This window comes from Massilia sp. Bi118 (assembly GCF_918697865.1).
Taxonomy (GTDB): Bacteria; Pseudomonadota; Gammaproteobacteria; order Burkholderiales; family Burkholderiaceae_D; genus Telluria.
In genome coordinates, this window is sequence record NZ_CAKKMV010000005.1 from 1 (window position 1) to 23,687 (window position 23,687).

At 61.7% G+C, this 23,687-nt stretch carries 37 protein-coding genes and 1 tRNA gene; 36 read left to right on the forward strand and 2 right to left on the reverse strand.

The window, feature by feature from the left end; all coding sequences use genetic code 11:
• The 4 genes from LQV39_RS08555 to LQV39_RS08570 form a co-directional block, all read left to right on the forward strand.
• Nucleotides 1-242, forward strand: a 242-nt coding sequence (locus LQV39_RS08555; protein ID WP_230023530.1) for an elongation factor Tu, incomplete at its 5' end; no start/stop codon positions are given.
• Nucleotides 243-521: 279 nt separating this feature from the next.
• Nucleotides 522-839 carry a 30S ribosomal protein S10 gene (gene rpsJ, locus LQV39_RS08560; protein ID WP_005663509.1) on the forward strand — a complete coding sequence of 106 codons (318 nt, stop codon included), beginning with the start codon at nt 522-524 and terminating at the stop codon, nt 837-839.
• Nucleotides 840-945: 106 nt separating this feature from the next.
• Nucleotides 946-1,845 carry a hypothetical protein gene (locus tag LQV39_RS08565; protein ID WP_230023541.1) on the forward strand — a complete coding sequence of 300 codons (900 nt, stop codon included), beginning with the start codon at nt 946-948 and terminating at the stop codon, nt 1,843-1,845.
• A gap of 44 nt (nt 1,846-1,889) precedes the next feature.
• Complete coding sequence (locus LQV39_RS08570; RefSeq protein WP_230023551.1) at nt 1,890-2,891, forward strand: LacI family DNA-binding transcriptional regulator; 1,002 nt, start codon at nt 1,890-1,892, stop codon at nt 2,889-2,891.
• Here the strand turns inward: LQV39_RS08570 and LQV39_RS08575 are convergent, their stop codons facing one another.
• On the reverse strand, nt 2,892-3,983 hold the full coding sequence (locus tag LQV39_RS08575) for a mechanosensitive ion channel family protein (protein WP_230023557.1): 1,092 nt from the start codon (nt 3,981-3,983) through the stop codon (nt 2,892-2,894). It abuts the gene before it with no gap.
• 123 nt (nt 3,984-4,106) lie between these two features.
• Between LQV39_RS08575 and LQV39_RS08580 the strand changes: the two genes are divergently transcribed.
• The 30 genes from LQV39_RS08580 to dsbD all read left to right on the forward strand — a co-directional run bounded on the left by LQV39_RS08580 (nt 4,107) and on the right by dsbD (nt 20,611).
• Nucleotides 4,107-4,183: transfer RNA gene (locus LQV39_RS08580), tRNA-Val, on the forward strand.
• 265 nt (nt 4,184-4,448) lie between these two features.
• Nucleotides 4,449-5,105 carry a 50S ribosomal protein L3 gene (gene rplC, locus LQV39_RS08585; protein WP_230023565.1) on the forward strand — a complete coding sequence of 219 codons (657 nt, stop codon included), beginning with the start codon at nt 4,449-4,451 and terminating at the stop codon, nt 5,103-5,105.
• 3 nt (nt 5,106-5,108) lie between these two features.
• Nucleotides 5,109-5,729 (forward strand): 50S ribosomal protein L4, encoded by a 621-nt coding sequence (gene rplD / locus LQV39_RS08590; protein WP_230023572.1) that lies wholly within the window; start codon nt 5,109-5,111, stop codon nt 5,727-5,729.
• Nucleotides 5,726-6,043: a 50S ribosomal protein L23 gene (gene rplW, locus LQV39_RS08595; protein ID WP_230023578.1), complete on the forward strand. Its 318-nt coding sequence runs from the start codon at nt 5,726-5,728 to the stop codon at nt 6,041-6,043. Before rplD ends, rplW begins: the two co-directional genes overlap by 4 nt.
• On the forward strand, nt 6,043-6,873 hold the full coding sequence (rplB, locus tag LQV39_RS08600) for a 50S ribosomal protein L2 (protein ID WP_230023585.1): 831 nt from the start codon (nt 6,043-6,045) through the stop codon (nt 6,871-6,873). The genes rplW and rplB overlap by 1 nt, the downstream gene beginning before the upstream one ends.
• A gap of 9 nt (nt 6,874-6,882) precedes the next feature.
• Complete coding sequence (rpsS, locus tag LQV39_RS08605) at nt 6,883-7,158, forward strand: 30S ribosomal protein S19 (RefSeq protein WP_047826122.1); 276 nt, start codon at nt 6,883-6,885, stop codon at nt 7,156-7,158.
• Entirely contained in the window at nt 7,155-7,487 is a 333-nt protein-coding gene (gene rplV, locus LQV39_RS08610; protein ID WP_171085678.1) for a 50S ribosomal protein L22, read from the forward strand. The genes rpsS and rplV overlap by 4 nt, the downstream gene beginning before the upstream one ends.
• An 11-nt stretch (nt 7,488-7,498) precedes the next feature.
• The gene (rpsC, locus tag LQV39_RS08615; RefSeq protein ID WP_027867256.1) at nt 7,499-8,293 is read left to right on the forward strand and encodes a 30S ribosomal protein S3; all 795 of its coding nucleotides are present in this window, start codon (nt 7,499-7,501) and stop codon (nt 8,291-8,293) included.
• 2 nt (nt 8,294-8,295) lie between these two features.
• Complete coding sequence (gene rplP / locus LQV39_RS08620) at nt 8,296-8,715, forward strand: 50S ribosomal protein L16 (protein ID WP_005663456.1); 420 nt, start codon at nt 8,296-8,298, stop codon at nt 8,713-8,715.
• Between the two features lie 12 nt (nt 8,716-8,727).
• Complete coding sequence (rpmC, locus tag LQV39_RS08625) at nt 8,728-8,919, forward strand: 50S ribosomal protein L29 (RefSeq protein ID WP_230023597.1); 192 nt, start codon at nt 8,728-8,730, stop codon at nt 8,917-8,919.
• Nucleotides 8,916-9,188 (forward strand): 30S ribosomal protein S17, encoded by a 273-nt coding sequence (rpsQ, locus tag LQV39_RS08630; RefSeq protein ID WP_047826119.1) that lies wholly within the window; start codon nt 8,916-8,918, stop codon nt 9,186-9,188. The genes rpmC and rpsQ overlap by 4 nt, the downstream gene beginning before the upstream one ends.
• Nucleotides 9,189-9,419: 231 nt before the next feature.
• A complete protein-coding gene (gene rplN / locus LQV39_RS08635; protein WP_036172202.1) occupies nt 9,420-9,788 on the forward strand; it encodes a 50S ribosomal protein L14 in 369 nt (122 codons plus the stop codon).
• A 10-nt stretch (nt 9,789-9,798) separates the two neighbouring features.
• Complete coding sequence (gene rplX / locus LQV39_RS08640; RefSeq protein WP_047826118.1) at nt 9,799-10,113, forward strand: 50S ribosomal protein L24; 315 nt, start codon at nt 9,799-9,801, stop codon at nt 10,111-10,113.
• 6 nt (nt 10,114-10,119) lie between these two features.
• On the forward strand, nt 10,120-10,659 hold the full coding sequence (gene rplE, locus LQV39_RS08645) for a 50S ribosomal protein L5 (protein WP_047826117.1): 540 nt from the start codon (nt 10,120-10,122) through the stop codon (nt 10,657-10,659).
• Between the two features lie 4 nt (nt 10,660-10,663).
• Entirely contained in the window at nt 10,664-10,969 is a 306-nt protein-coding gene (gene rpsN / locus LQV39_RS08650; protein WP_036240351.1) for a 30S ribosomal protein S14, read from the forward strand.
• Between the two features lie 14 nt (nt 10,970-10,983).
• A complete protein-coding gene (gene rpsH, locus LQV39_RS08655; RefSeq protein ID WP_230023611.1) occupies nt 10,984-11,379 on the forward strand; it encodes a 30S ribosomal protein S8 in 396 nt (131 codons plus the stop codon).
• Between the two features lie 10 nt (nt 11,380-11,389).
• Nucleotides 11,390-11,923: a 50S ribosomal protein L6 gene (rplF, locus tag LQV39_RS08660; protein ID WP_230023625.1), complete on the forward strand. Its 534-nt coding sequence runs from the start codon at nt 11,390-11,392 to the stop codon at nt 11,921-11,923.
• Between the two features lie 11 nt (nt 11,924-11,934).
• Nucleotides 11,935-12,297 carry a 50S ribosomal protein L18 gene (rplR, locus tag LQV39_RS08665; protein ID WP_230023636.1) on the forward strand — a complete coding sequence of 121 codons (363 nt, stop codon included), beginning with the start codon at nt 11,935-11,937 and terminating at the stop codon, nt 12,295-12,297.
• Between the two features lie 12 nt (nt 12,298-12,309).
• Nucleotides 12,310-12,828, forward strand: coding sequence for a 30S ribosomal protein S5 (gene rpsE / locus LQV39_RS08670; protein ID WP_047826112.1), 519 nt, complete (start codon nt 12,310-12,312; stop codon nt 12,826-12,828).
• 11 nt (nt 12,829-12,839) lie between these two features.
• Nucleotides 12,840-13,019: a 50S ribosomal protein L30 gene (gene rpmD / locus LQV39_RS08675; protein WP_230023643.1), complete on the forward strand. Its 180-nt coding sequence runs from the start codon at nt 12,840-12,842 to the stop codon at nt 13,017-13,019.
• Between the two features lie 26 nt (nt 13,020-13,045).
• Nucleotides 13,046-13,477 (forward strand): 50S ribosomal protein L15, encoded by a 432-nt coding sequence (rplO, locus tag LQV39_RS08680; protein ID WP_047826111.1) that lies wholly within the window; start codon nt 13,046-13,048, stop codon nt 13,475-13,477.
• Nucleotides 13,478-13,506: 29 nt separating this feature from the next.
• Nucleotides 13,507-14,841, forward strand: coding sequence for a preprotein translocase subunit SecY (gene secY, locus LQV39_RS08685; RefSeq protein ID WP_230023654.1), 1,335 nt, complete (start codon nt 13,507-13,509; stop codon nt 14,839-14,841).
• A gap of 33 nt (nt 14,842-14,874) precedes the next feature.
• The gene (gene infA / locus LQV39_RS08690) at nt 14,875-15,093 is read left to right on the forward strand and encodes a translation initiation factor IF-1 (RefSeq protein WP_005663428.1); all 219 of its coding nucleotides are present in this window, start codon (nt 14,875-14,877) and stop codon (nt 15,091-15,093) included.
• Nucleotides 15,094-15,128: 35 nt separating this feature from the next.
• The gene (gene rpmJ / locus LQV39_RS08695; protein ID WP_005663407.1) at nt 15,129-15,242 is read left to right on the forward strand and encodes a 50S ribosomal protein L36; all 114 of its coding nucleotides are present in this window, start codon (nt 15,129-15,131) and stop codon (nt 15,240-15,242) included.
• A gap of 15 nt (nt 15,243-15,257) precedes the next feature.
• The gene (gene rpsM / locus LQV39_RS08700) at nt 15,258-15,623 is read left to right on the forward strand and encodes a 30S ribosomal protein S13 (protein ID WP_047826109.1); all 366 of its coding nucleotides are present in this window, start codon (nt 15,258-15,260) and stop codon (nt 15,621-15,623) included.
• A 14-nt stretch (nt 15,624-15,637) separates the two neighbouring features.
• Nucleotides 15,638-16,042 carry a 30S ribosomal protein S11 gene (gene rpsK / locus LQV39_RS08705; protein ID WP_036172227.1) on the forward strand — a complete coding sequence of 135 codons (405 nt, stop codon included), beginning with the start codon at nt 15,638-15,640 and terminating at the stop codon, nt 16,040-16,042.
• 247 nt (nt 16,043-16,289) lie between these two features.
• The gene (rpsD, locus tag LQV39_RS08710; protein WP_230023674.1) at nt 16,290-16,913 is read left to right on the forward strand and encodes a 30S ribosomal protein S4; all 624 of its coding nucleotides are present in this window, start codon (nt 16,290-16,292) and stop codon (nt 16,911-16,913) included.
• A 105-nt stretch (nt 16,914-17,018) separates the two neighbouring features.
• Nucleotides 17,019-17,996 (forward strand): DNA-directed RNA polymerase subunit alpha, encoded by a 978-nt coding sequence (locus LQV39_RS08715; protein ID WP_036240374.1) that lies wholly within the window; start codon nt 17,019-17,021, stop codon nt 17,994-17,996.
• Between the two features lie 124 nt (nt 17,997-18,120).
• Entirely contained in the window at nt 18,121-18,516 is a 396-nt protein-coding gene (rplQ, locus tag LQV39_RS08720; RefSeq protein WP_047826107.1) for a 50S ribosomal protein L17, read from the forward strand.
• 112 nt (nt 18,517-18,628) lie between these two features.
• Nucleotides 18,629-20,611, forward strand: a complete 1,983-nt coding sequence (gene dsbD, locus LQV39_RS08725; RefSeq protein WP_230023696.1) for a protein-disulfide reductase DsbD — start codon at nt 18,629-18,631, stop codon at nt 20,609-20,611.
• 118 nt (nt 20,612-20,729) lie between these two features.
• On the opposite strand, the gene LQV39_RS08730 is transcribed toward dsbD, so the two are convergent.
• Nucleotides 20,730-21,278, reverse strand: a complete 549-nt coding sequence (locus LQV39_RS08730; RefSeq protein ID WP_230023703.1) for a Spy/CpxP family protein refolding chaperone — start codon at nt 21,276-21,278, stop codon at nt 20,730-20,732.
• 216 nt (nt 21,279-21,494) lie between these two features.
• On the opposite strand from LQV39_RS08730, the gene LQV39_RS08735 reads away from it, so the two are divergent.
• On the forward strand, nt 21,495-22,223 hold the full coding sequence (locus tag LQV39_RS08735; protein WP_230023714.1) for a response regulator: 729 nt from the start codon (nt 21,495-21,497) through the stop codon (nt 22,221-22,223).
• Complete coding sequence (locus LQV39_RS08740; protein ID WP_230023721.1) at nt 22,220-23,602, forward strand: ATP-binding protein; 1,383 nt, start codon at nt 22,220-22,222, stop codon at nt 23,600-23,602. The genes LQV39_RS08735 and LQV39_RS08740 overlap by 4 nt, the downstream gene beginning before the upstream one ends.
• Nucleotides 23,603-23,687 lie beyond the last annotated feature (85 nt).

Here is a 23,687-nt window from a genome sequence, read left to right on the forward strand (position 1 = left end):
ACGAAGGTGGCCGTCACACCCCGTTCTTCAACAACTACCGTCCGCAGTTCTACTTCCGTACCACCGACGTGACCGGTTCGATCGTTCTGCCGGCCGACAAAGAGATGGTCATGCCGGGCGACAACGTGTCGATCACCGTCAAGCTGATCGCTCCGATCGCGATGGAAGAAGGTCTGCGCTTCGCAATCCGCGAAGGCGGCCGTACCGTCGGCGCCGGCGTCGTGGCGAAAATTATTGCCTAAGAACGCCACTTAGCCTGCCCTTGCAAGGGCAGGCCGCCCGGCCGGCGCGGGACATGTCCCGCGAAACCCCGGCCGAGCTTGCCAAGATCATCGCCTAATTTCGGTTAGCGTGATTCGCCGACGGTGCGTACCGCCGGCACAACGGATGGGGACAGACTTTTCAAGCTGTCCCCATCTGTTTAAGTGAGAACGGTGATATACTCCCGCCTCTTGAGCAGTACCCGAAGCACCTTTTACACATTGCCGGCCTCGCCGGAACGTTCTTTTAAAGGAATTAGCATGTCCGCTCCGAATCAGAAAATCCGTATCCGCCTGAAAGCGTTCGACTACAAACTGATCGACCAGTCCGCTCTGGAAATCGTCGACACCGCCAAGCGCACCGGCGCCGTCGTTAAGGGCCCGGTCCCGCTGCCGACCCGAATCCAGCGTTTCGACGTGCTGCGTTCCCCGCACGTCAACAAGACCTCGCGCGACCAGTTCGAAATCCGTACGCACCAGCGTCTGATGGACATCGTGGACCCGACCGACAAGACCGTTGACGCACTGATGAAGCTGGACCTGCCGGCTGGCGTCGACGTCGAAATCAAGCTGCAATAATCTCGTGTCGCCCGGCGGATTCGTCTGCCGGTGAGGACGGGGCTGGCATCACTCTGTGATCCAGCCCCGTTTTCTTTTGTAATGGCAATGTTATGATCGTATTGCCATGACAACTCTTTCCCTCTCCCGGCAGGCCGAGCGCCTGCGCCGCACTTCCTGGCTCGACGTGATCGGCGCCGCCTGGCTGGTCTTTGTCGGTGGCATGTTCCTCATGCTGGTTCTGCCCAGGTGGCTCGTCCACAGCCTGCGCCCGCTGTCCCTGCTTGCGCCGCTGCTGGTATTGATCGCCAAGGACCTGTCCCACCTCCCTGACGCACTCGAGCGTACCCGGCTTGCCCTGCGCGCCCCCGCCTGGGGCAAGCTGCCCGCTGCCTGGCTGCCGCCGGAACTCATCGGCATGCTGCGCCTCGACCGTGCACTGCGCCGCGGCTTCATGGCGTGGCTGCTGCGCCGGCCGCGCCCCGACGTAGCGCCGGCCGGGCAAGCCCTCGGCTACCTGAAGTTCGGCGCCTACCGCACCGCCTGCGCCTTCGTGCTGTTTTCCTCCCTGGTCGAACTGCCGCTCGATGCCGCCATCGTGCCGCTGCTGGTGCATGGCGAAGGCGAGCGCCTGGCGATCCACCTGCTGATGCTGGGCGGCGCACTGTCCTCGATCGTCTACATGCTGGGCGACCGCTGGCTGATCGGCGCGGGCGAGCACGTGCTGACGGAAGAGGCTCTGCACATCAGCATCGGCGCCCGCACCCAGGGCAGTATCCCCCTCGATGCGATCGCCGCCTGCGAACGCATCGACGAACCGGTTGCCGCCTGGCTGCGCCGCCGCGGCATCGAGCGCCGGAGCGCGATCAAGGCGTCACCTCTTGATAAGCCGAATACCGTCCTGATCTTGAAACCAGGCAGCCGGGTGCGCCTGACCCACCTCGGCGTCGAGCGGACCGGCCCGAGCTGCATCTTCCTCTACCTGGATCGCCCGCAAGAACTGCAAAGCCGTATTCAGATGTTGTAAGTATTGAAACATATCGGCGATAATCGCGCCTCAGGGGGAACGCGATGGCGACAATGAAGCAGGTGGCGCAACGGGCCGGGGTGTCGATCTCGACCGTTTCGCATGTGATCAACAATACGCGCGCCGTCAGCGACGAGGTGCGCAAGCGGGTGCTCGGCATCATCGACGAGATGCGCTATGTGCCCAGCGCCGTCGCCCGCAGCCTCAAGAACGACAAGACCAACACCATCGGCGTGCTGGTGCCCAACAGTTCGAACCCCTATTTTGCCGAGTTGATCCGCTGGATCGAAGACACTGCTTTCGAGCTCGGCTATCACATCATCCTCTGTAACGCCCATGGCGGTGCGCAGAAGCAGGCCGCCTACCTGCGCCTGCTGATGGAAAAGCGCATCGACGGCCTGGTCCTGGTGGCCAGCGGCGCCGACGAGGACCACGATTTATTGCTGCGCCACGAATCCGTGCCCATCATCCAGCTCGAGCGCGCGCTGCCGGGGCTGGACGCCGACCTGGTGCTGGCCGGGCAGGAGGAGGGCGCCTACCAGGCCACGCGCCACCTGATCGAGCTGGGCCACCGCGACATCGCCTGCGTCTCCGGCCCGGCCGACCTGCCGCGCAGCCGGGAACGGGTCGGCGGCTTCATGCGCGCGATGCGCGAGGCAGGCATCGCCGTGCCCGAGAGCGAGATCCTGTACGTGGAATTCACCAGCGCCGGCGGCCACGCGGCCTTCGGCAGCCTGCTGGCGCGGCCGCGCCGTCCTACCGCCGTGTTCGTCACCAGCGACCTGATGGCGATCGGCGGCCTGTGCGCGGCCAGCAGCGCCGGCGTGCGCGTGCCGGGCGAGCTGTCGGTGGTGGGTTACGACGATATCGGCGCCGCCTGTTATGCGACGCCGCCGCTCACCACGATGGCGCCGCCCAAGCGCGAGATGGCGCGCCAGGCCATCGTCCAGCTGATCGAGCGTATCCGCGGCGGGCATGAGCCGCTGCGCAATATCGCGTTGGCCACCTCACTGGTCGTGCGGGCCTCGACCGCGCCCTTGCACTGATCAGCTCGCGGCAGGCGCGCCGCCGGCGTCCGGCGTGATCCCCGGAATTTCTTTTGCACCGTTGCGTACCTGCAGGGTCTGGGTCGGGTAGGCGTACTCGATCCCTTCCGCATCGAAGCGCTCGACGATGCGCAGCCAGATCTCCTGCTGCACGTCCATGAAGGCGAGGTAATCCGGCGACTCATAGAAGTACACGACCTCGAAGTTCATCGACGAAGCGCCGACGCCCGTGAAGTGCGAACGGTCGAGCCTGGTCTTGGGCTGGGCCTTGACGATCTCCGCCAGCATGGCCGGGATCGCGCGCAGCGTGGCCGCCGGCGTGTCGTAGGTGACGGAGACCGTGAAGGCCGCGCGGCGCGTTTCCAGCCGGCTCATGTTCTGCAGCCGGCTCTTGAGCAGGTCGGCATTCGAGAACACCAGCTGCTCGCCGCCCAGGCTGCGGATGCGCGTCGTCTTGAGGCCCACGTATTCGACCGTGCCCAGGTATTTGTCGACGACGATGAAGTCGCCGATCACGAAGGGCTTGTCCAGCACGATCGACAGGGAAGCGAACAGGTCGCCGAGGATATTCTGTACGGCCAGCGCCACCGCGATGCCGCCAATGCCCAGCGAGGCGACCAGGGTGGTGATGTTGACGCCCAGGTTATCCAGGATCATCAGCAGGATCACGACCCACAGCACCATGCGCGCAATGAAACCGACCGCCGCCGCCGAGGTGGCGCGCGCCGGATCGGTGGCCCGGTTCTCGTAGTACTGCTGCAGCCAGCTGCGCAGGGCGGCGTTGCCCCAGATCGCGCCCTGCACCAGGCCAATGGTGATGGCGGTGCGGGTGACGATCACGCGCACGCCCTCGGGCAACACCAGCATCAGCGAGCCGGCGTACAGGCCGATCACCGCCATCACCAGCAATTTGGTCGACTCCAGCGCGGCGACGGCGACGTCGTCCAGCCGCGTGGCCGTACGGGCTGCGATCACGCCCAGGCGCCGCACCAGCACATGCTTGATGAGCCACAGCGACAGCATGACCACGAGGGCCACGCCGAGGGCGCTGAGCCATTGATAGACCGTGTTACCGAAGAAGACGTGATGCATCCGCTACCCCTCTTGTCAGATGCGCACATTGTAGCGGGCAGGGGAGAGACAGGCCCACGCGAAAAATTTCGCAACAAAAGCCTTGCGCAACAATAAAACCATTTCGTATAATGCGGCCTCCCCGGGCGGTTAGTTCAGCTGGTTAGAATACTTGGTCGACATCCAAGGGGTCGCAGGTTCGAATCCTGCACCGCCCACCAGAATTCCTCCATATCGCAGGCCCTGAGCCTGCAGAGAAAAGTTGCAGTAAGGCTTTTCTGTGCCGTTCGCCAAGAACGGATTCCTTTCTTCTCCATGACAAAAGCGTAAAACGCAACAGAGCGCGTTACTCCTCGCATTCTCCTGTTGCGCCTACTCGACGCGCGCGCTATACTAGCCGGCTTCGGTATGGGCTAGTCTTTTTTTGCCCATGCGTTTTTGTAGTTCAATTAGCCCCGCCCAATCGTAGGTGGGAATGGAGAAAAAATGAGCCTGGGCCTCCTCGGTCGCAAGGTTGGCATGATGCGCATCTTCACGGATGATGGGGATTCGATTCCTGTCACCGTGCTGGACGTGTCGAACAACCGTGTTGCGCAAGTAAAAACTCCTGAAACTGACGGTTACTCCGCTGTTCAGGTCGTATTCGGTCAACGTCGCGCTTCCCGCGTGAACAAGGCCAGTGCGGGTCACTACGCCAAAGCTGGCGTCGAAGCCGGTACGCTGCTGAAGGAATTCCGCATCGAAGCCGCACAAGCCGCTGAATTCAAAGCAGGCGACGCAGTCAATGTGTCGATGTTCGAAGTCGGCCAGAAGATCGACGTGCAAGGCACCTCGATCGGTAAAGGCTACGCCGGTACCATCAAGCGTCACAACTTTGCTTCGGGTCGTCAAACCCACGGTAACTCGCGTTCGCACAACGTTCCTGGCTCCATCGGTATGGCGCAGGATCCGGGTCGCGTGTTCCCTGGTAAGCGCATGACCGGTCACATGGGCGACGTTACCGTCACCACCCAGAACCTGGAAATCGCCCGTATCGACGCCGATCGTCAACTGCTGCTGGTGAAGGGTGCCGTTCCTGGCGCCAAGAACGGCCAAGTGGTTGTCAAGCCGGCCGTCAAGGTCAAAGCAAAGAAAGGAGCGTAAACGATGGAACTGAAGCTCCTGAATGAGCAAGGCCAAGCCGGCTCGAACGTCAACGCCACCGATGAAGTCTTCGGTCGCGATTACAACGAAGCACTGATCCACCAGATCGTGGTCGCCTATGCCGCCAACGCGCGCTCGGGTAACCGCAAGCAGAAGGATCGTGAAGAAGTCTCCCACACGACCAAGAAGCCTTGGCGTCAGAAAGGCACCGGCCGCGCCCGTGCCGGTATGTCGTCGTCGCCGCTGTGGCGTGGTGGTGGTCGTATCTTCCCGAACTCGCCTGACGAGAACTTCTCGCACAAAGTCAACAAGAAGATGTATCGCGCCGGTATGTGCTCGATCCTGTCGCAACTGGCCCGCGAAGAGCGTCTGAACGTCGTCGAGAACCTGTCGATCGAAGCCCCGAAGACCAAGCTGCTGTCGCAAAAGCTGCAGAGCATGGGCCTGGAATCGGTCCTGGTGATCACCGACACCATCGACGAAAACCTGCTGCTGGCATCGCGCAACCTGCCGAACGTGCTGGTTGTCGAGCCGAAGCATGCTGACCCGATGTCGCTGGTGTTCTACAAGAAAGTCCTGGTCACCAAAGCTGCTCTGGCCAAGATCGAGGAGATGTACGCATGAGCGCCGCAATCAAATTCAGCGAAGAGCGCCTGATGAAGGTGCTGCTGGCTCCGGTCATTTCCGAAAAGGCGACCTTCGTCGCTGAAAAGAACGAACAGATCGTGTTCAAGGTTCTGCCGGACGCGACCAAGCCGGAAATCAAGGCCGCCGTCGAACTGCTGTTCAAGGTGGAAGTCGAGTCGGTGCAGACCGTGAACCGCGAAGGCAAACAAAAGCGTTCGGGTCGTTTCGTCGGTCGTCGCAACCACACCAAGCGTGCTTTCGTGGCCCTGAAGCCGGGTCAGGAAATCAATTTTGTCGAGGAGGCTAAATAATGGCACTCGTTAAGATGAAGCCAACCTCCCCAGGCCGCCGCGGCATGGTGAAGGTTGTGAACAGCGACCTGTACAAAGGTCGTCCGTTCGCAGCCCTGGTTGAGAAGAAATCGAAGACCGCTGGCCGTAACAACAACGGTCACATCACGACCCGTCACATCGGCGGTGGTCACAAGCACCACTACCGTGTCGTGGACTTCAAGCGCAACAGCAAGGATGGCATCCCGGCAAAGGTCGAGCGTATCGAATACGACCCGAACCGTACCGCCCACATCGCCCTGCTGTGCTACGCCGACGGCGCACGTGCTTACATCATCGCCCCGAAGGGCGTTGCTGTCGGCGACACGCTGATGAGCGGCTCGGAAGCAGCGATCAAGGCCGGTAACTGCCTGCCGATCCGCAACATCCCGGTTGGTACCGTGATGCACTGCGTCGAAATGCTGCCGGGTAAAGGCGCACAGATGGCCCGCACCGCCGGCGCCGCTGTCGTGCTGATGGCCCGCGAAGGCACCTACGCCCAGGTTCGCCTGCGCTCGGGTGAAGTCCGTCGCGTGCACATCGAGTGCCGTGCAACCGTGGGTGAAGTCGGCAATGCCGAGCACAGCCTGCGCAAGATCGGTAAAGCCGGTGCGATGCGTTGGCGCGGTGTCCGCCCGACCGTCCGCGGTGTCGTCATGAACCCGATCGACCACCCGCACGGTGGTGGTGAAGGTCGTACGGCAGCCGGTCGTCATCCGGTGTCGCCATGGGGCCAGCAGACCAAGGGCAAGAAGACGCGTTCGAACAAGCGCACTTCGTCGATGATCGTCTCGCGTCGCGGCAAGAAATAAGGATAAAACATGACTCGTTCATTGAAAAAAGGGCCGTTCATCGACGCCCACCTGGTGAAGAAAGTCGAAGCCGCGCAAGCTGCCAAAGACAAGAAGCCTGTCAAAACCTGGTCGCGCCGCTCGACGATCACTCCTGACTTCATCGGTCTGACCATTGCCGTGCACAACGGCAAGGTCCACGTCCCGGTGTACGTCTCGGAGAACATGGTCGGCCACAAGCTCGGCGAATTCGCGCTGACCCGTACGTTCAAGGGCCACGCTGCTGACAAGAAGGCGAAACGATAATGGAAACTAAAGCAATCCTCAAAGGCGTTCGCCTGTCGGAACAGAAGGGCCGCCTGGTTGCGGACCTGATCCGCGGCAAGAAGGTCGACGCTGCGCTGAACATCCTGCAGTTCAGCCCGAAGAAGGGCGCGACCATCATCAAGAAGGTTCTCGAGTCGGCAATCGCCAACGCGGAACACAACGATGGTGCCGACATCGACGAACTGAAGGTCGTTCAGATCTATGTCGAAAAGGGCCCGATCCTGAAGCGCTTTACGGCTCGCGCCAAAGGCCGCGGTGATCGCATTTCGAAACAATCCTGTCACATCTACGTGACTGTCGGTAACTAAGGAGTCACACGATGGGTCAGAAAATCCACCCAACCGGCTTCCGCCTGGCGGTCACCCGTAACTGGGCATCGCGCTGGTACGCTGGCAACGGCAATTTTGCCGACATGCTGAAGGAAGACCTGGAAGCTCGCGCTTTCCTGAAGAAGAAGCTGAAGAACGCTTCGGTTGGCCGCGTCGTCATCGAGCGTCCTGCCAAGAACGCGCGCTTCACCATCTACTCGTCGCGTCCTGGCGTCGTGATCGGCAAGAAGGGCGAAGACATCGAAGTGCTGAAGTCGTCGCTGGCGAAGATCATGGGCGTGCCGGTGCACGTCAATATCGAAGAGATCCGCAAGCCGGAAATCGACTCGCAGCTGATCGCCGATTCGATCGCCCAGCAGCTCGAAAAGCGCATCATGTTCCGTCGCGCCATGAAGCGCGCGATGCAGAACGCCATGCGCCTGGGCGCTGTCGGCATCAAGATCATGTCGTCGGGCCGTCTGAACGGCATCGAGATCGCACGTACCGAATGGTACCGCGAAGGCCGTGTGCCGCTGCACACCCTGCGCGCCGATATCGACTACGGCACCAGCGAAGCCTCGACCACCTACGGCATCATCGGTGTCAAGGTCTGGGTCTACAAGGGCGATCGTTCGGCAACGGGCGAAGCTCCGGTGATCGACGTGCCGGCCGACGAGAAAAAGCCGCGCGGTCCGCGTCGTGACGACGGCAAACCGGCTGGCCGTGGCCGCCCGGGCGCCAAGCCAGGTACCGCACCAGCAGGCCGCCGCGCTGCCAAGCCGGCTGCTGAGAAAGCAGGAGAATAAGCATGCTGCAGCCATCCCGCAGAAAGTATCGTAAAGAGCAGAAGGGCCGTAACACCGGCATTTCGCACACCCGCGGCACCGCTGTGTCGTTCGGTGAGTTCGGCCTGAAGGCCGTTGCCCGCGGCCGTATCACGGCTCGCCAGATCGAAGCGGCACGTCGTGCCATGACCCGTCACATCAAACGTGGCGGCCGTATCTGGATCCGTATCTTCCCGGACAAGCCGATCTCGAACAAGCCGGCTGAAGTCCGTATGGGTAACGGTAAGGGTAACCCTGAGTACTACGTCGCAGAAATCCAGCCGGGCAAGGTCCTGTATGAGATGGACGGCGTCGCAGAAGAACTGGCGCGCGAAGCATTCCGCCTGGCCGCTGCCAAACTGCCGCTGGCAACCACTTTCGTGGTGCGCCAGGTCGGCCAATAACAGGAGTTAAGAATGAAAGCAACGGAACTCCGCGGCAAAGACCAGGCAGCTCTGCAGCAAGAGCTGAATGAGCTGCTGAAGGCACAGTTCGGCCTGCGCATGCAAATCGCAACGCAGCAGCTGAGCAACACCGCCCAGCTCAAGAAGGTGCGCCGCGATATCGCCCGCGTCAAAACCGTGATGACCCAGAAGGAAGCCAAATGAACGACACCACTAAAACGGCGCTGAAGCGTACGCTGGTCGGCAAGGTCGTGTCCGACAAGATGGACAAGACGGTAACCGTGCTGGTCGAGCGTCACGTCAAGCACCCGCTGTACGGCAAGATCATCGTGCGCTCGAACAAGTATCACGCGCACGACGAGACCAACCAGGCCAAGACCGGCGACACGGTCGAGATCCAGGAAGGTCGCCCGATCTCGAAGACGAAGGCTTGGACCCTGACCAAAGTTGTACAGGTCGCACAGGTTCTGTAAAGCCTGAAAATTTGTCTTGCGTGGCCCGCTGGTATCTGGGATACTAGCGGGCTTCGTTCATGTGTTGCCGCAGTTGTCCCCGCGATGTCTGCGGCCTGCAATGAAGTATTGGAAAGTCCAATCACCCAAACGTATTGCTCCAGCAGGGGCGGTGCGGCGGGACCAAGACTGACCGCAGGCCCACGGATTTCCGTGGGATTTTCTACGGCTTAAGTTGGGAAAGAAAATATCATGATTCAAACCGAAAGCCGGCTCGAAGTGGCCGACAATACCGGTGCCAAGGAAGTTCTGTGCATCAAGGTATTGGGCGGCTCCAAGCGCCGTTACGCCAGCATTGGCGACGTGATCAAGGTCACCGTGAAGCAGGCTGCCCCGCGCGGCCGCGTCAAGAAAGGTGAAATCTACAATGCCGTGGTCGTGCGTACCGCCAAGGGCGTGCGCCGTCAGGACGGTTCCCTGGTGAAGTTCGACGGCAATGCTGCCGTCCTGCTGAACGCCAAGCTGGAGCCGATCGGCACCCGTATCTTCGGACCGGTGACGCGCGAACTGCGTACCGAAAAGTTCATGAAGATCGTGTCCCTGGCACCTGAAGTTCTGTAAGGGAGTCGTAATGGATAAGATTCGTAAAAACGACGAAGTCATCGTTCTGGCCGGTAAAGACAAAGGCAAGCGCGGTGTCGTTCAGCAGCGTGTAGATGCTGAGCACGTCATCGTTGAAGGCGTGAATGTGGCCAAGAAGGCCGTCAAGCCGAACCCGATGACCGGCGTAACTGGTGGTATCGTCGACAAGACCATGCCGATTCACGTGTCGAATGTCGCGCTGTTCAATGCAGCGTCCGGCAAGGCTGATCGCGTTGGCTTCAAAGAAGTGGATGGCAAAAAAGTCCGCGTCTTCAAGTCGAACGGCGAAGTAGTGAAGGGGTAATAAGAAATGGCCCGTCTGCAACAACTGTATAAAGACAAAGTCGTCTCCGAACTGACCGAGAAATTCGGCTACAAGTCGGTGATGGAAGTGCCGCGCCTGACCAAGATCACCCTGAACATGGGTCTGTCGGAAGCTGTCGCCGACAAGAAGATCATCGAGCACGCCACTGGCGACCTGACCAAGATCGCCGGCCAGAAGCCGGTCGTGACCAAGGCTCGCAAGGCAATCGCAGGTTTCAAGATCCGCGAAGGCTACCCGATCGGTACGATGGTGACCCTGCGTGGCGCCCGCATGTACGAATTCCTGGACCGTTTCATCACCGTGGCCCTGCCGCGCGTGCGTGACTTCCGCGGCGTGAGCGGCAAGTCCTTCGACGGTCGTGGTAACTACAACATCGGCGTCAAAGAGCAGATCATCTTCCCGGAAATCGATTACGACAAGATCGATGCGCTGCGTGGCATGAACATCTCGATCACCACCACCGCTAAGACCGACGAAGAAGCCAAAGCGCTGCTCGCCGCCTTCAAATTCCCGTTCAGGAACTAAGAGCATGGCAAAACTTGCACTGATCAACCGCGAACAGAAGCGTGCAGACCTGGTGGAGAAATTCGCCGCAAAGCGTGCCGCTCTGAAAGCAATCATCGACGACCAGTCGAAGACCGAAGAAGAGCGTTACGAAGCACGCCTGAAACTGCAGGCACTGCCGCGTAACTCGGCCCCGACCCGCCAGCGTAACCGCTGCGCCATGACCGGCCGTCCGCGCGGTACTTTCCGTAAATTCGGTCTGGCCCGTACCAAACTCCGCGAATTCGCCATGAAAGGCGAAATCCCGGGTATGACCAAAGCTAGCTGGTAATAGGAGAATAAGCAATGAGTATGAGCGATCCTATCGCCGATATGCTGACCCGCATCCGCAACGCACAAGGCGTGCAAAAGACCAACGTGTCGATGCCGTCCTCGAAAGTGAAAGTTGCGATCGCCAACGTCCTGAAGGACGAGGGTTACATCGAAGATTTCGCCGTGTCCACCGAAGGTGGCAAGTCGGAACTGAACATCGGTTTGAAATATTACGTTGGCCGTCCGGTTATCGAGCGCATCGAGCGCGTGTCCCGTCCTGGCCTGCGCATCTACAAGGGCAAAGACGAGATCCCTCAGGTCATGAACGGCCTGGGCGTGGCAATCGTCTCGACCCCGAAGGGTGTGATGACCGACCGTAAAGCACGTGCAACCGGCGTCGGTGGCGAAGTGCTTTGCTACGTGGCTTAAGGAGTAGACGATGTCTCGAGTAGCTAAGATGCCAATCGCCGTCCCGGCCGGTACCGATGTCGCGATCAACGCGTCGTCGATCACCGTCAAGGGCCCGCTGGGCACCCTGACCCAGCCGCTGAACGGCCTGGTCAAAGTGGAAAACAACAACGGCACGCTGTCGTTCGACGTTATCGACGATTCCCGCGAATCGAACGCAATGTCGGGCACCCTGCGTGCACTGGTCAACAACATGGTGACCGGCGTGACCAAGGGCTTCGAGCGCAAGCTGACCCTGGTTGGCGTGGGTTACAAGGCAGCAGTGCAGGGCAACGCCCTGAACCTGTCGCTGGGTTTCTCGCACCCGGTTCTGCACGCGATGCCGGAAGGCGTCACTGCAACCACCCCGACCCCGACCGAAATCCTGATCAAGGGTATCGATCGTCAAAAGGTCGGCCAGGTTGCCGCAGAAGTGCGTGCTTACCGCTCGCCTGAGCCTTACAAGGGCAAGGGTGTCCGTTATGCGGACGAAGTGGTGAAGCTTAAAGAAACCAAGAAGAAATAATCGGAGCTGACATGGACAAGAAACAATCGCGTCTGCGTCGCGGACGCCAAACCCGCATCAAGATCGCGCAGCTGGGCGTGAATCGCCTGTCGATTCACCGCACCAACCTGCATATCTATGCGAACCTGATCAGCCCGGATGCGAAGGTCCTGGTTTCGGCTTCGACGCTGGAAGCAGAAGTGCGCGCCGAGCTGGGCGGCAAGTCGGGTGCAGGCGGCAACGCTGCTGCAGCCGCACTGGTTGGCAAGCGCGTCGCAGAGAAAGCACTGAAAGCAGGGATCACCGAAGTCGCATTCGACCGTTCGGGTTTCCGTTACCACGGCCGTGTGAAGGCGCTGGCAGAAGCCGCGCGTGAAGCCGGTCTGAAGTTCTAAGGAAGAATCGTCATGGCAAAAATGCAAGCGAAAATGGCAAGCGACAAGCCGGATGATGGCATGCGCGAGAAAATGATTGCGATCAACCGCGTGACCAAAGTGGTCAAGGGTGGTCGTATCATGGGTTTTGCAGCGCTGACCGTTGTCGGTGACGGCGATGGCCGCATCGGCATGGGCAAAGGCAAGTCGAAGGAAGTTCCGGTCGGCGTGCAGAAAGCGATGGAAGAAGCCCGCCGCAACCTGATCAAGGTGCCCCTCAAGAACGGTACCCTGCAGCACACCGTTACCGGTCGTCACGGCGCCTCGCGCGTCCTGATGGCTCCGGCCAAGCCGGGTACCGGCGTGATCGCCGGCGGCGCAATGCGCGCAATCTTCGAAGTGATGGGCGTGACCGACGTGGTCGCCAAGTCCACCGGTTCGTCGAACCCGTACAACCTGGTTCGCGCCACCCTCGACGGTCTGGCGAAGATGAGCACCCCGGCTGACATCGCTGCCAAGCGCGGCAAGTCGGTCGAAGAGATCCTGGGTTAAGGGGAATTACCATGGCAAACACCATTAAAGTCAAGCTGGTCAAAGGCCTGATCGGTACCCGTCAGGATCACCGCGCCACCGTGCGTGGTCTGGGTCTGCGTCGTGTCAACTCGGTTTCCGAGCTGCAGGACACCCCGTCGGTCCGCGGCATGATCAACAAGGTCAACTACCTCGTGAAAATTGTCGACTAAGCCGCGGCTTGGTTAACGGAGAAAATATGCAACTCAATACCATTCAACCTGCTGACGGCGCCAAGCACGCTAAGCGTCGCGTCGGTCGCGGTATCGGCTCGGGCCTGGGCAAGACTGCCGGCCGCGGTCACAAAGGTCAGAAATCGCGTTCGGGCGGCTTCCACAAAGTCGGCTTCGAAGGCGGTCAGATGCCTCTGCAGCGCCGTCTGCCGAAGCGCGGCTTCAAGTCCCTGAACGCTACGTTCAAGGCTGAAGTTCGTCTGTCGGACCTGAACAACCTGGCCGTCGGCGATGTCGACATCCTGGTGCTCAAGCAAGCCGGCGTGCTGTCGGTCGTCGCTCGCGATGTGCGCGTGATCCTGTCGGGTGAAATCACCAAAGCGGTGAACCTGAAAGGCATCAAAGCCACCGCTGGCGCGAAGGCAGCGATCGAAGCAGCTGGCGGTTCGGTCGCCTAAACGCGGCCGCTGCCTGATCGGAGCAAAAATTGGCGACTAATTCACAACTTGGTAAAAGCGCCGCTTCCGGATTCCCCTGGGGTCGGTTGTGGTTCCTGCTTGGGGCATTGGTCGTGTACCGTATCGGCGCTCACATCCCGGTCCCCGGGATTGACCCGGTCGCCCTGGCCCAGCTGTTCAAGCAGAACGAAGGCGGCATCCTTGGCATGTTCAACATGTTCTCGGGCGGCGCCTTGTCCCGCTTTGCTGTGTTCGCTCTCGGTATCACGCCTTATATTTCGGCTTCGATCATCATGCAGCTGGCATCGATCGTCTCGCCGCAGATGGAGGCGCTGAAGAAGGAAGGCGAGGCCGGACGCCGCAAGATCACCCAGTACACCCGGTATTTTACGGTGGCACTGGCTCTGTTCCAGGCATTCGGCATCGCGGTCGCGCTGGAAGCCCAGCAAGGCCTCGTGCTCGATCCGGGCATGGCTTTCCGCCTTGTGACTGTCGTGACCCTGCTGACCGGCACCATGTTCCTCATGTGGCTGGGTGAGCAGATCACGGAACGTGGTCTTGGCAACGGTATCTCGATCATCATCTTTGCCGGTATTGCGGCTGGTCTGCCGAGCGCACTGGGTAATCTGTTCACCCTGGTGTCCCAAGGTTCGATCAATAGCTTCTCCGCAATCCTCATCGTGATTCTGGTGGCCCTGGTGACCTACGCGGTCGTGTTCATTGAACGCGGCCAGCGCAAGATCCTGGTGAATTACGCGAAACGCCAGGTCGGTAACAAGATCTACGGTGGCCAAACCAGCCACCTGCCGCTGAAGCTGAACATGGCCGGTGTGATTCCGCCCATCTTCGCTTCGTCGATCATCCTGTTCCCGGCCACGATCGTCGACTGGTTCACGCGCGGCAAGGACTCCAACAGCCCCTTCATCGGGTTCCTGAAGGATCTGGCTGCGTCGCTGGGCTCGGGCGAACCGATCCATGCGTTGCTGTATGCGGTGGCGATCGTGTTCTTCTGCTTCTTCTATACGGCGCTGGTATTCAACAGCAAGGAAACGGCGGACAACTTGAAGAAGAGCGGCGCATTCGTTCCGGGCATCCGTCCGGGCGAGCAGACTGCGCGCTACATCGACAAGATCCTGATGCGCCTGACCCTGGCCGGTGCGGTCTACATCACCCTGGTGTGCCTGCTGCCCGAATTCATGACGTCGTACTGGAAAGTTCCAGTGTATTTCGGCGGCACCTCACTGCTTATCGTGGTGGTGGTAACCATGGACTTCATGGCGCAAGTACAGAACTACGTCATGTCGCAGCAATATGAATCGCTGCTGCGCAAGGCGAATTTCAAAGGCGGTATCCCGTCGCGTTGAGCGGCGGCCGATACCCAGGAGTGAGCAGACCGAATGGCAAAAGACGACGTCATCCAAATGCAAGGGGAGATTCTCGAGAATCTCCCGAACGCGACCTTTCGCGTGAAGCTGGAAAACGGGCACGTGGTGTTGGGACATATCTCGGGTAAAATGCGGATGAATTACATCCGCATTCTGCCGGGCGACAAGGTGACGGTTGAGTTGACGCCGTACGACCTGTCCCGGGCCCGCATCGTGTTCCGCACCAAGTAAAACATTTAGTAATCGAATCTGGAAGAGAGTGCAAAATGAAAGTTAACGCTTCAGTCAAGCGGATCTGCCGCAACTGCAAGATCATCAAGCGCAAGGGCGTGGTCCGTGTGATCTGCGTCGAGCCGCGTCACAAGCAGCGTCAAGGTTAATACGAGGAATATCGAATGGCACGTATTGCAGGGGTCAACGTCCCCAATCATCAGCACACCGTCATCGGCCTGACGGCGATCTACGGCATTGGCCGTACCCGTTCGCAGCAGATCTGCGCAGCGACCGGCGTTGCAACCAACAAGAAGGTCAAGGACCTGGACGACAACGAACTGGAAAAGCTGCGTGAGCAGGTTGGCAAGTTCGTGGTCGAAGGCGATCTGCGTCGCGAACTGTCCATGAACATCAAGCGTCTGATGGACCTGGGCTGCTACCGCGGCATGCGTCACCGTAAGGGCCTGCCGGTCCGCGGTCAGCGTACCCGTACCAATGCACGTACCCGCAAGGGCCCGCGCAAAGCCGCTCAATCGCTGAAGAAATAATCTAGGAACCGACCATGGCTAAGCAACAAAGCTCTGCGGCTGCAGCTCGCATCCGTAAGAAAGTCAAAAAGAACGTCGCCGAAGGCATCGCACACGTCCACGCATCGTTCAACAACACCATCATCACGATCACCGATCGTCAGGGCAATGCCCTGTCGTGGGCTACCTCCGGCGGTGCTGGCTTCAAGGGTTCGCGTAAATCGACCCCGTTTGCGGCCCAGGTCGCAGCTGAAGCAGCTGGCAAGGTCGCTCAGGAATACGGCGTGAAGAACCTGGAAGTGCGCATCAAGGGCCCGGGCCCGGGCCGTGAGTCGGCTGTGCGCGCGCTGAACAACCTGGGTATCAAGATCACCGAGATCCAGGACGTGACGCCGGTGCCGCACAACGGCTGCCGTCCGCCGAAGCGCCGTCGTATCTAAATAAGTTGTACGCCACACAGTCGGGCCCAGCCCGCATGTGTGGCAGATACGCGACGAGATCGTCGTCAAAGAATCGCCGGTGCAGTGAGCCCAGAAATGGGTTATACTGCCCGGCTATTGTCGCCTTGCGTCGTCCCGATGCAGGGTTTTTGTAAGCCACGTCCGGTCTCATGCAGAACTGGACTAGCGCCTGTTGCGATCGAGAATCGCATCCGGGGCGTGATCATTCAAACAAAGGAAGTTTAACGTGGCACGTTATATCGGACCAAAAGCAAAACTGTCGCGCCGTGAAGGCACCGACCTGTTCCTGAAGAGCGCACGCCGCTCGCTCGACTCCAAGTGCAAACTGGACGTCAAGCCGGGCCAGCACGGCGTCAAGTCGGGCGCCCGTACCTCGGACTACGGCAACCAGCTGCGTGAAAAGCAGAAGGTCAAGCGCATGTACGGCATCCTGGAGCGCCAGTTCCGCCGCTACTTCGCCGAAGCGTCGCGCCGCAAGGGCAACACCGGCGAAACCCTGCTGAAGCTGCTGGAAGCCCGTCTCGACAACGTCGCTTACCGCATGGGCTTCGGCTCGACCCGCGCTGAAGCGCGCCAGCTGGTCAGCCACAAAGCCTTCACCGTGAACGGCCAGGTCGTGAACATCGCTTCCTACCAGGTCAAGACCGGCGACGTCGTCGCTGTCCGCGAAAAGGCCAAGAAGCAGACCCGTATCGTCGAAGCCCTGTCGCTGGCCGAACAAGTCGGCATGCCGAGCTGGGTGTCGGTCGATGCGAAGAAGATGGAAGGCACCTTCCGTTCGTTCCCGGAGCGTAACGAGATCGCCGCTGACGTCAACGAAGCACTGATCGTCGAACTGTACTCGCGTTAATAAGTAACGCTGTAGTTGTACCGCCCGCGCACGTCGCGGGCGTTTTCACTGATGCCATCAGCCTTATCGGTGTAACGAGCCGAGGGTATTGATAAAGGACCTTTCATGCAAAACAGTCTGTTGAAGCCACGTATCATCGACGTCGAGACCCTCGGCGCCGGCCACGCGAAAGTCGTGATGGAGCCGTTCGAACGTGGTTATGGCCATACGCTGGGCAACGCGCTGCGCCGCGTCCTGCTGTCGTCGATGATCGGCTACGCGCCGACCGAAGTGACGATCGCCGGCGTCGTGCACGAGTACTCGTCGCTGGACGGCGTGCAGGAAGACGTGGTCGACCTGCTGCTGAACCTGAAGGGCGTCGTGTTCAAGGTGCACAACCGTGACTCCGTGACCCTGACCCTGAAGAAGGAAGGCGAAGGCCCCGTCCTGGCATCGGACATCGACCTGCCGCATGACGTCGAACTGATCAACCCGGAACACGTGATCGCTCACCTGACCGCCGGCGGCAAGCTGGACATGCAGATCAAGGTCGAGAAGGGCCGTGGCTATGTGCCGGGCAACGTGCGCCGCCTGTCGGAAGACACCAACAAGACCATCGGCCGCATCATCCTGGATGCATCGTTCTCGCCGGTGCGCCGCGTGTCCTACGCCGTGGAATCGGCCCGTGTCGAACAGCGTACCGACCTGGACAAGCTGATCATCAACATCGAGACCAATGGCGTCATCACCCCGGAAGAGGCGATCCGTCAATCGGCACGCGTGCTGGTCGACCAGCTGAACGTGTTCGCCGCCCTGGAAGGCACCGAAGCCGCTGCGGAAGCGCCGTCGCGCGCACCGCTGGTCGATCCGATCCTGCTGCGTCCGGTGGACGACCTGGAACTGACCGTCCGTTCGGCAAACTGCCTGAAGGCCGAGAACATCTACTACATCGGCGACCTGATCCAGCGTTCGGAAAACGAACTGCTGAAGACCCCGAACCTGGGCCGCAAGTCGCTGAACGAGATCAAGGAAGTCCTGGCTTCCCGTGGTCTGACCCTGGGCATGAAGTTGGAAAACTGGCCGCCCGCAGGTCTGGAAAAGTAATTTGCAGTACCCGCCCGCGCAATGTTGCGCGGGCGTTTCATCTCACTTAGAACCGGTCCGCGGTCATGCATTCGTTTGCATGAACGATCGAAGAACTGGAATTTAAAACTCGAAAGGATTTACCATGCGTCACCGTCACGGCCTCCGTAAGCTGAACCGTACTTCGTCCCACCGCCTGGCCATGCTGCGCAACATGACCGTTTCGCTGCTGCGTCACGAAGCGATCAAGACCACCGTTCCGAAAGCAAAGGAACTGCGCAAAGTCGTCGAGCCGATCATCACCCTGGGCAAGAAAGACACCCTGGCAAACAAGCGTCTGGCCTTCGCCCGCCTGCGCGACCGTGAGATCGTCCAGAAGCTGTTCGCTGACATCGGCCCGCGTTTCGCGAACCGTAATGGCGGCTACACCCGTATCCTGAAGATGGGCTTCCGCGTTGGCGACAATGCACCGATGGCCTACGTCGAGCTGACCGACCGTCCGGAAGTCGGCGTCGACGAAAACGCACCGACCGCCGAGTAATCGTCAGTCCGCGTATGAAAAAACCAGGCTTCGTGCCTGGTTTTTTTTCGCCCGTGCATTGGCCGCAAGCCGGGTGTACCATGCTGCTGCGTTGAACCAACACCTGTTCCCCATGCTCAGATTTCTGCTCTCGCTGTTCGCCAGCCTCGTGCTGCTCGCTCCCGCCCATGCCGAGGACGACTTCCTGCCGCCCGAACAGGCGTTCAGGCTCTCCGCGCGCATGCTCGACCCGCATACGGCCGAGGTCAGCTATGCGATCGCCGACGGCTACTACATGTACCGCGAGCGCTTCAAGTTCAGCGCCGCCGGCGCGAAGCTGGGCGAGCCGCAGATCCCGCCCGGCAAAGTGAAATTCGACGAGACCTTCAACAAGGACGTCGAAACCTATCACCACAGCGTGGCGATCCGCATTCCGGTGCAAGGGGAGGGGCCGTTCACGCTGAACGTCACCGGCCAGGGCTGCGCGGACAAGGGCTTGTGCTATCCGCCGCAGGACGCCAGCGTGCGCCTGGTGGCGGGCGGCGGCGGGGCAGGGCAGTCGCTGCCGCAGACGAGCGTGCCGCCGGGGCAGTCCGGTAGCGGTTCCCTCGGTTCGACCCCGGCCGCCGAGGGCGCATCCGGCTTCAGGCTGACGCCTTCGTCGACGCCGCCGGCCGCGGTCCAGCTGCCGGCTGGCCGGCAGCCGGCAGCGGGTGCGCAGCCAGCCGCCGCCGGCGCGGCAACGCCGAGCGCCGAGGCAACGCTCGCCGCCGTCGCACCGGCAAATGTCCCAGCCGCAAGCAACGCCGCAACGACCCCGGCGGCCGCGACCACCGTCGCCACCGCCCCCTCCGAACTCTCCGGTATCGCCGCCCTGCTGCAAGGCGGCCGCCTGCTCGCCATTGTCCCCGCCTTCATCCTGCTGGGGCTGGGCCTGGCCTTCACCCCCTGCGTGCTGCCGATGGTGCCGATCCTGTCGTCGATCATCGTCGGCGAAGGCCAGCAGACCGGCCGCGGACGCGGTTTCATCCTGTCGCTCTCGTATTCGCTCGGCATGGCGATCGTCTACACCCTGCTGGGTGTGGCCGCCGGCCTGCTCGGCGAGGGCCTGGCTGCGGCGCTGCAGAACCCCTGGGTGCTGGGCGCCTTCGGCCTCTTGATTGCGGCGATGTCGCTGTCGATGTTCGGCGTGTTTCAGTTGCAGGTGCCGGCTGCGCTGCAGACGCGCCTGGCCGACGCTTCCGGGCGCCAGGCCTCGGGCAAGCTGGCGGGCGTGTTCGTGATGGGCGCGATCTCGGCATTGATTGTCGGCCCCTGCGTGGCCGCGCCGCTGGCCGGCGCCCTGGTCTACATCAGCCAGACCCGTGATGTCCTGATCGGCGGCGCCGCGCTGTTCGCGATGGCGATCGGGATGAGCGTGCCGCTGCTGCTGGTGGGCGTCTCGGCCGGCTCGCTGCTGCCGCGCGCCGGCATGTGGATGGAATCGGTGAAGCGCTTCTTTGGCGTGCTGATGCTGGCGATGGCCTTGTGGATGACGGCGCCGGTGCTCCCGGGCCTGCTGCAGATGCTGCTGTGGGCCGCGCTGCTGCTGGGCTATGGTTTCTACCTGCTGCGCGGCAGTGTGAAGCGCCACTGGGCCGGCATGGCCCTGGGCGCGGCCCTGGCAGTGCTGGGTGCGGTCCAATTGGTCGGCCTGGCGAGCGGTGCGCGCGACCCGCTGGCGCCGCTGGCGCGCTTTACCGGCGGCGCGCCGGCCCAGCAACTGGCCTTCACCCGCATCAAGACCGTCGAGCAGCTCGACCAGGCGCTGGCCGCGACCAATGGCAAGACCGCCATGCTCGACTTTTATGCCGACTGGTGCGTGTCCTGCAAGGAGATGGAAAAGCTGACCTTCGTCGATCCGGCGGTCAAGGCGCGGCTGGCGGATACCGTGCTGCTGCAGGTGGACGTAACCGCCAACGATGCGGCGGACCGGGCGATGCTGAAGCGTTTCGGGCTGTTCGGGCCGCCGGGGATCATCCTGTTCGACCGGAGTGGGCGGGAGATTGCGGATGGGCGGGTGATCGGCTACCAGGATAGTGCAAAGTTCCTGGCTTCATTGGCAAAGCTTCAGTAATACCGCAACAGCAGCACGTCATTCCCGCGCAGGCGGGAATCCATACTGAGCTGAACGAAGACGCTCAGCATGGGTTCCCGCTTTCGCGGGAACGACGTGCTATTTTTATCGGCTAATTTTAACCGCGCGCAGTCTCGCCACGCTGCCCGCCATGCTGCCAGCCGCCATGACCACCGCCATGGCGCCCAAAACGGTGCTGCATGCGCGCCGCCTTCTCGTCGAACACCTTCTTCTGGTCCGGCGACAGCACCGAGTAGAAGCTGTTCAGCGCAGCCAGGCGCTGCTCCATGAAGACCGCGCGCTGTTTCCGGCGCTCGATCATCTTCTGTGCACGCTCGGGCGCCGACAGCTTGGCCAGGGCCGCGCGGTCGCCGTGCTGGCGGTCACCGGCACGGTGTGCCGGCTTCATCGAGGCCACGAAGGCGTTCCAGGCGTTTTCCTGGGCCGGGGTGATCTTCAGCTCGTCGTGCAGTTTTGCCACGCGCTGGGCGCGCTTCTGTTCGCGTTTGGCGGCAAACTCCGCGTGTCTGGCCTGGCGTTCTTCCTTGCTCAGGTGCGCTTTCGGGTGCGAATCGGGCGCCTGCGATTGCGCCTGGGCGCCGATCATCGCGCCGCCCAGGGACAGTGCGGCGATGGCGGTAAAAATGGTTTTGCGTAAGGTGTTCATCTCTTTTTCCTAGTCAGGTTGATGTGGCGGCTGCCACGGCTGCGTGCATCATCGTGAGAACATCTCGCTGCACGGTGAGTCCATCTTCGGTGAAAAGTGTAAGTGCAGCGTGTCCGCTGTCTCGCCCTTTGTATCAATTTGTTTCCCTACGCCATCCATATACAAGCCGATACAAAGTGGCTGTTCAGGGGACAGTGAAGTCGCGATAATGGTGACATGGACACTCCATCTACCATTCTGATCGTCGATGACGACCGCGATATCCGCTCGCTGCTGGCCGATTACCTTGAAGCGAACGGCTACCGTGCGCTGGCCGCCGCCGACGGCACCGCGATGTGGAAGACGCTGGATGAAGCGCGCCCCGACCTCATCGTGCTCGACCTGAACCTGCCCGGCGACGACGGCCTGACTTTGTGCCGCAAGCTGCGCGCGACCTCGACCCTGCCGGTGATCATGCTCACGGCCCGCAACGAGCCGCTCGACCGCATCCTCGGCCTCGAGATGGGCGCCGACGACTACCTGCCGAAGCCCTTCGAGCCGCGCGAACTGCTGGCGCGCATCCGCAGCGTCCTGCGCCGCAGCCATGCGATGCCGCCGAACTCGCAGACCGAGAGCGTGCAGCAGATGAAATTCTCCGGCTGGACCCTGGACCTGACCGCGCGCCACCTGGTCAATCCGCAGGGCGTGGTCATCATGCTGTCGGGCGCCGAGTTCCGCCTGCTGCGCGTGTTCCTCGAGCACCCGAACCGCGTGCTGAACCGCGACCAGCTGCTGAACCTGACCCAGGGCCGCGACGCCGATCCCTTCGACCGCTCGATCGACATCCAGATCAGCCGCCTGCGCCAGAAGCTGGGCGAGGATGCGCGCATGCCCCAGATTATCAAGACGGTCCGTAACGGCGGCTACGTGCTGGCCGGACAGGTGAGCGTGGAGCCCGGCGCGTGAAGGCTTTCTTCGGCTCGATGACGGGCCGCGTGTTCATTACTTTGCTGCTGGGTGTCCTGCTGACCGCCGCGCTGACCCAGCTGCTGGCGGACGCCGAGCGCCAGCGCGTCATCGACGAATTCCGCGACCTGCACAACCTCGACCGCGCCGAACAGCTGATCATGGCCACCGAGATCGTCCCCGAATCCGCGCGCAGCGCCTACCTGCAGGTGGCGAACCGTCCCGGCATGCGCCTCGAATCAGTGGCGCCCAGCCTGCCGGCCCTGATGCCGGCGCCCACCGAATTCACCCAGCTGCTGATCGCACGCATGAACAAGGCGGGCGCCAGCAAGCCTTATCGCCTGCAGTCGCTGGCCGTGCGCCCGGCCGCCTGCGCGCTGGCGCGCGAGCAGCCGGTGGTGTTCGGCCTGCTGCGCATGAAGTGGCGCGGCACCTGCGAAAGCATCCTGGTGAGCCTGCGCGACGGCACCCCGCTGATCCTGTCGGTGCTGCCGCCGCGCTCGGCCACCTCGCCGGAACGCGCCGACTACACCGGCACCATCGCGCTGCTGCTGGTCAGCATCGGCTTCCTGGCCTACCTGGTGGCGCGCATGACCATCCGTCCGCTCAAGCAGCTGGCCCAGGCCGCGAAGGACCTCGGCAACGACATCAACCATCCGCCGCTGGACCTGACCGGCGCCGACGAGATCCGCCAGGCCAGCGCCGCCTTCAATGCGATGCAGGCGCGGATCCGCCAGTACATCTTCCAGCGCACCCAGATGCTGGCTGCGATCACCCACGATCTGCAAACCCCGCTGACGCGCCTGCGCCTGCGCCTGGAAAAAGTGAGCGAGCCGGAACTGCAGGGGCGCCTGATCGGCGACCTGTCGGCAATGCAGGCGATGGTGCGCGAAGGCCTGGACCTGGCGCGCAGCATGGACACCACCGAGACCATGCAGATGATGGATCTCGATTCGCTGCTGGATTCCGTGTGCGCCGACGCCGCCGACGCCAGCCAGCGCGTGAGCCTGTCCGGCACCGCCAACATGGCGATGCTGGGACGCCCGATGGACCTGCGCCGCTGCCTGGTCAACCTGATCGACAACGCCGTCAAGTACGGCCAGTCGGCCAGGGTCACGGTGGACCGCATCAATGGTGCCGCGCGGATCCGCATCCGCGACGCCGGCCCCGGCATCCCGCAAACCGAGCTGGCGCGCGTCTTCGACCCGTTCTACCGCGTCGAAAGCTCGCGCTCGCGCGAGTCGGGCGGCACCGGCCTCGGACTGACGATCGCCCGCAACATCGCCGAGCAGCATGGCGGGAGCATCACGCTGGCGAACCATCCGGACGGCGGCCTGGAAGCAACCCTCATGCTGCCGGAGTACTACCCAGGGAAGTAATGCCGCGGTCATTCCGATGTGCGAAAATCGCCGCGGAGGCTTCCCAAGCATCCTCATCGAACATTATAAAAACGAAGCCGCCGGC

Bases quoted from the DNA above. Each gene is read 5' to 3' on its own strand.
- rpsC (WP_027867256.1), top strand. From the start codon at position 7,499: ATGGGTCAGAAAATCCACCCAACCGGCTTCCGCCTGGCGGTCACCCGT.
- infA (WP_005663428.1), top strand. From the start codon at position 14,875: ATGGCAAAAGACGACGTCATCCAAATGCAAGGGGAGATTCTCGAGAAT.
- rplP (WP_005663456.1), top strand. From the start codon at position 8,296: ATGCTGCAGCCATCCCGCAGAAAGTATCGTAAAGAGCAGAAGGGCCGT.
- rplO (WP_047826111.1), top strand. From the start codon at position 13,046: ATGCAACTCAATACCATTCAACCTGCTGACGGCGCCAAGCACGCTAAG.
- LQV39_RS08565 (WP_230023541.1), top strand. From the start codon at position 946: ATGACAACTCTTTCCCTCTCCCGGCAGGCCGAGCGCCTGCGCCGCACT.
- rpsH (WP_230023611.1), top strand. From the start codon at position 10,984: ATGAGTATGAGCGATCCTATCGCCGATATGCTGACCCGCATCCGCAAC.
- rpmJ (WP_005663407.1), top strand. From the start codon at position 15,129: ATGAAAGTTAACGCTTCAGTCAAGCGGATCTGCCGCAACTGCAAGATC.
- rpmD (WP_230023643.1), top strand. From the start codon at position 12,840: ATGGCAAACACCATTAAAGTCAAGCTGGTCAAAGGCCTGATCGGTACC.
- rpsE (WP_047826112.1), top strand. From the start codon at position 12,310: ATGGCAAAAATGCAAGCGAAAATGGCAAGCGACAAGCCGGATGATGGC.
- rpsJ (WP_005663509.1), top strand. From the start codon at position 522: ATGTCCGCTCCGAATCAGAAAATCCGTATCCGCCTGAAAGCGTTCGAC.
- rplF (WP_230023625.1), top strand. From the start codon at position 11,390: ATGTCTCGAGTAGCTAAGATGCCAATCGCCGTCCCGGCCGGTACCGAT.
- rplB (WP_230023585.1), top strand. From the start codon at position 6,043: ATGGCACTCGTTAAGATGAAGCCAACCTCCCCAGGCCGCCGCGGCATG.
- rplE (WP_047826117.1), top strand. From the start codon at position 10,120: ATGGCCCGTCTGCAACAACTGTATAAAGACAAAGTCGTCTCCGAACTG.
- rplN (WP_036172202.1), top strand. From the start codon at position 9,420: ATGATTCAAACCGAAAGCCGGCTCGAAGTGGCCGACAATACCGGTGCC.
- rpsK (WP_036172227.1), top strand. From the start codon at position 15,638: ATGGCTAAGCAACAAAGCTCTGCGGCTGCAGCTCGCATCCGTAAGAAA.
- rplQ (WP_047826107.1), top strand. From the start codon at position 18,121: ATGCGTCACCGTCACGGCCTCCGTAAGCTGAACCGTACTTCGTCCCAC.
- rpmC (WP_230023597.1), top strand. From the start codon at position 8,728: ATGAAAGCAACGGAACTCCGCGGCAAAGACCAGGCAGCTCTGCAGCAA.
- LQV39_RS08575 (WP_230023557.1), bottom strand. From the start codon at position 3,983: ATGCATCACGTCTTCTTCGGTAACACGGTCTATCAATGGCTCAGCGCC.
- rpsM (WP_047826109.1), top strand. From the start codon at position 15,258: ATGGCACGTATTGCAGGGGTCAACGTCCCCAATCATCAGCACACCGTC.
- rplD (WP_230023572.1), top strand. From the start codon at position 5,109: ATGGAACTGAAGCTCCTGAATGAGCAAGGCCAAGCCGGCTCGAACGTC.
- LQV39_RS08715 (WP_036240374.1), top strand. From the start codon at position 17,019: ATGCAAAACAGTCTGTTGAAGCCACGTATCATCGACGTCGAGACCCTC.
- rplC (WP_230023565.1), top strand. From the start codon at position 4,449: ATGAGCCTGGGCCTCCTCGGTCGCAAGGTTGGCATGATGCGCATCTTC.
- rplW (WP_230023578.1), top strand. From the start codon at position 5,726: ATGAGCGCCGCAATCAAATTCAGCGAAGAGCGCCTGATGAAGGTGCTG.
- rpsN (WP_036240351.1), top strand. From the start codon at position 10,664: ATGGCAAAACTTGCACTGATCAACCGCGAACAGAAGCGTGCAGACCTG.
- rplR (WP_230023636.1), top strand. From the start codon at position 11,935: ATGGACAAGAAACAATCGCGTCTGCGTCGCGGACGCCAAACCCGCATC.
- dsbD (WP_230023696.1), top strand. From the start codon at position 18,629: ATGCTCAGATTTCTGCTCTCGCTGTTCGCCAGCCTCGTGCTGCTCGCT.
- rpsQ (WP_047826119.1), top strand. From the start codon at position 8,916: ATGAACGACACCACTAAAACGGCGCTGAAGCGTACGCTGGTCGGCAAG.
- rplX (WP_047826118.1), top strand. From the start codon at position 9,799: ATGGATAAGATTCGTAAAAACGACGAAGTCATCGTTCTGGCCGGTAAA.
- LQV39_RS08735 (WP_230023714.1), top strand. From the start codon at position 21,495: ATGGACACTCCATCTACCATTCTGATCGTCGATGACGACCGCGATATC.
- LQV39_RS08730 (WP_230023703.1), bottom strand. From the start codon at position 21,278: ATGAACACCTTACGCAAAACCATTTTTACCGCCATCGCCGCACTGTCC.
- rpsS (WP_047826122.1), top strand. From the start codon at position 6,883: ATGACTCGTTCATTGAAAAAAGGGCCGTTCATCGACGCCCACCTGGTG.
- LQV39_RS08570 (WP_230023551.1), top strand. From the start codon at position 1,890: ATGGCGACAATGAAGCAGGTGGCGCAACGGGCCGGGGTGTCGATCTCG.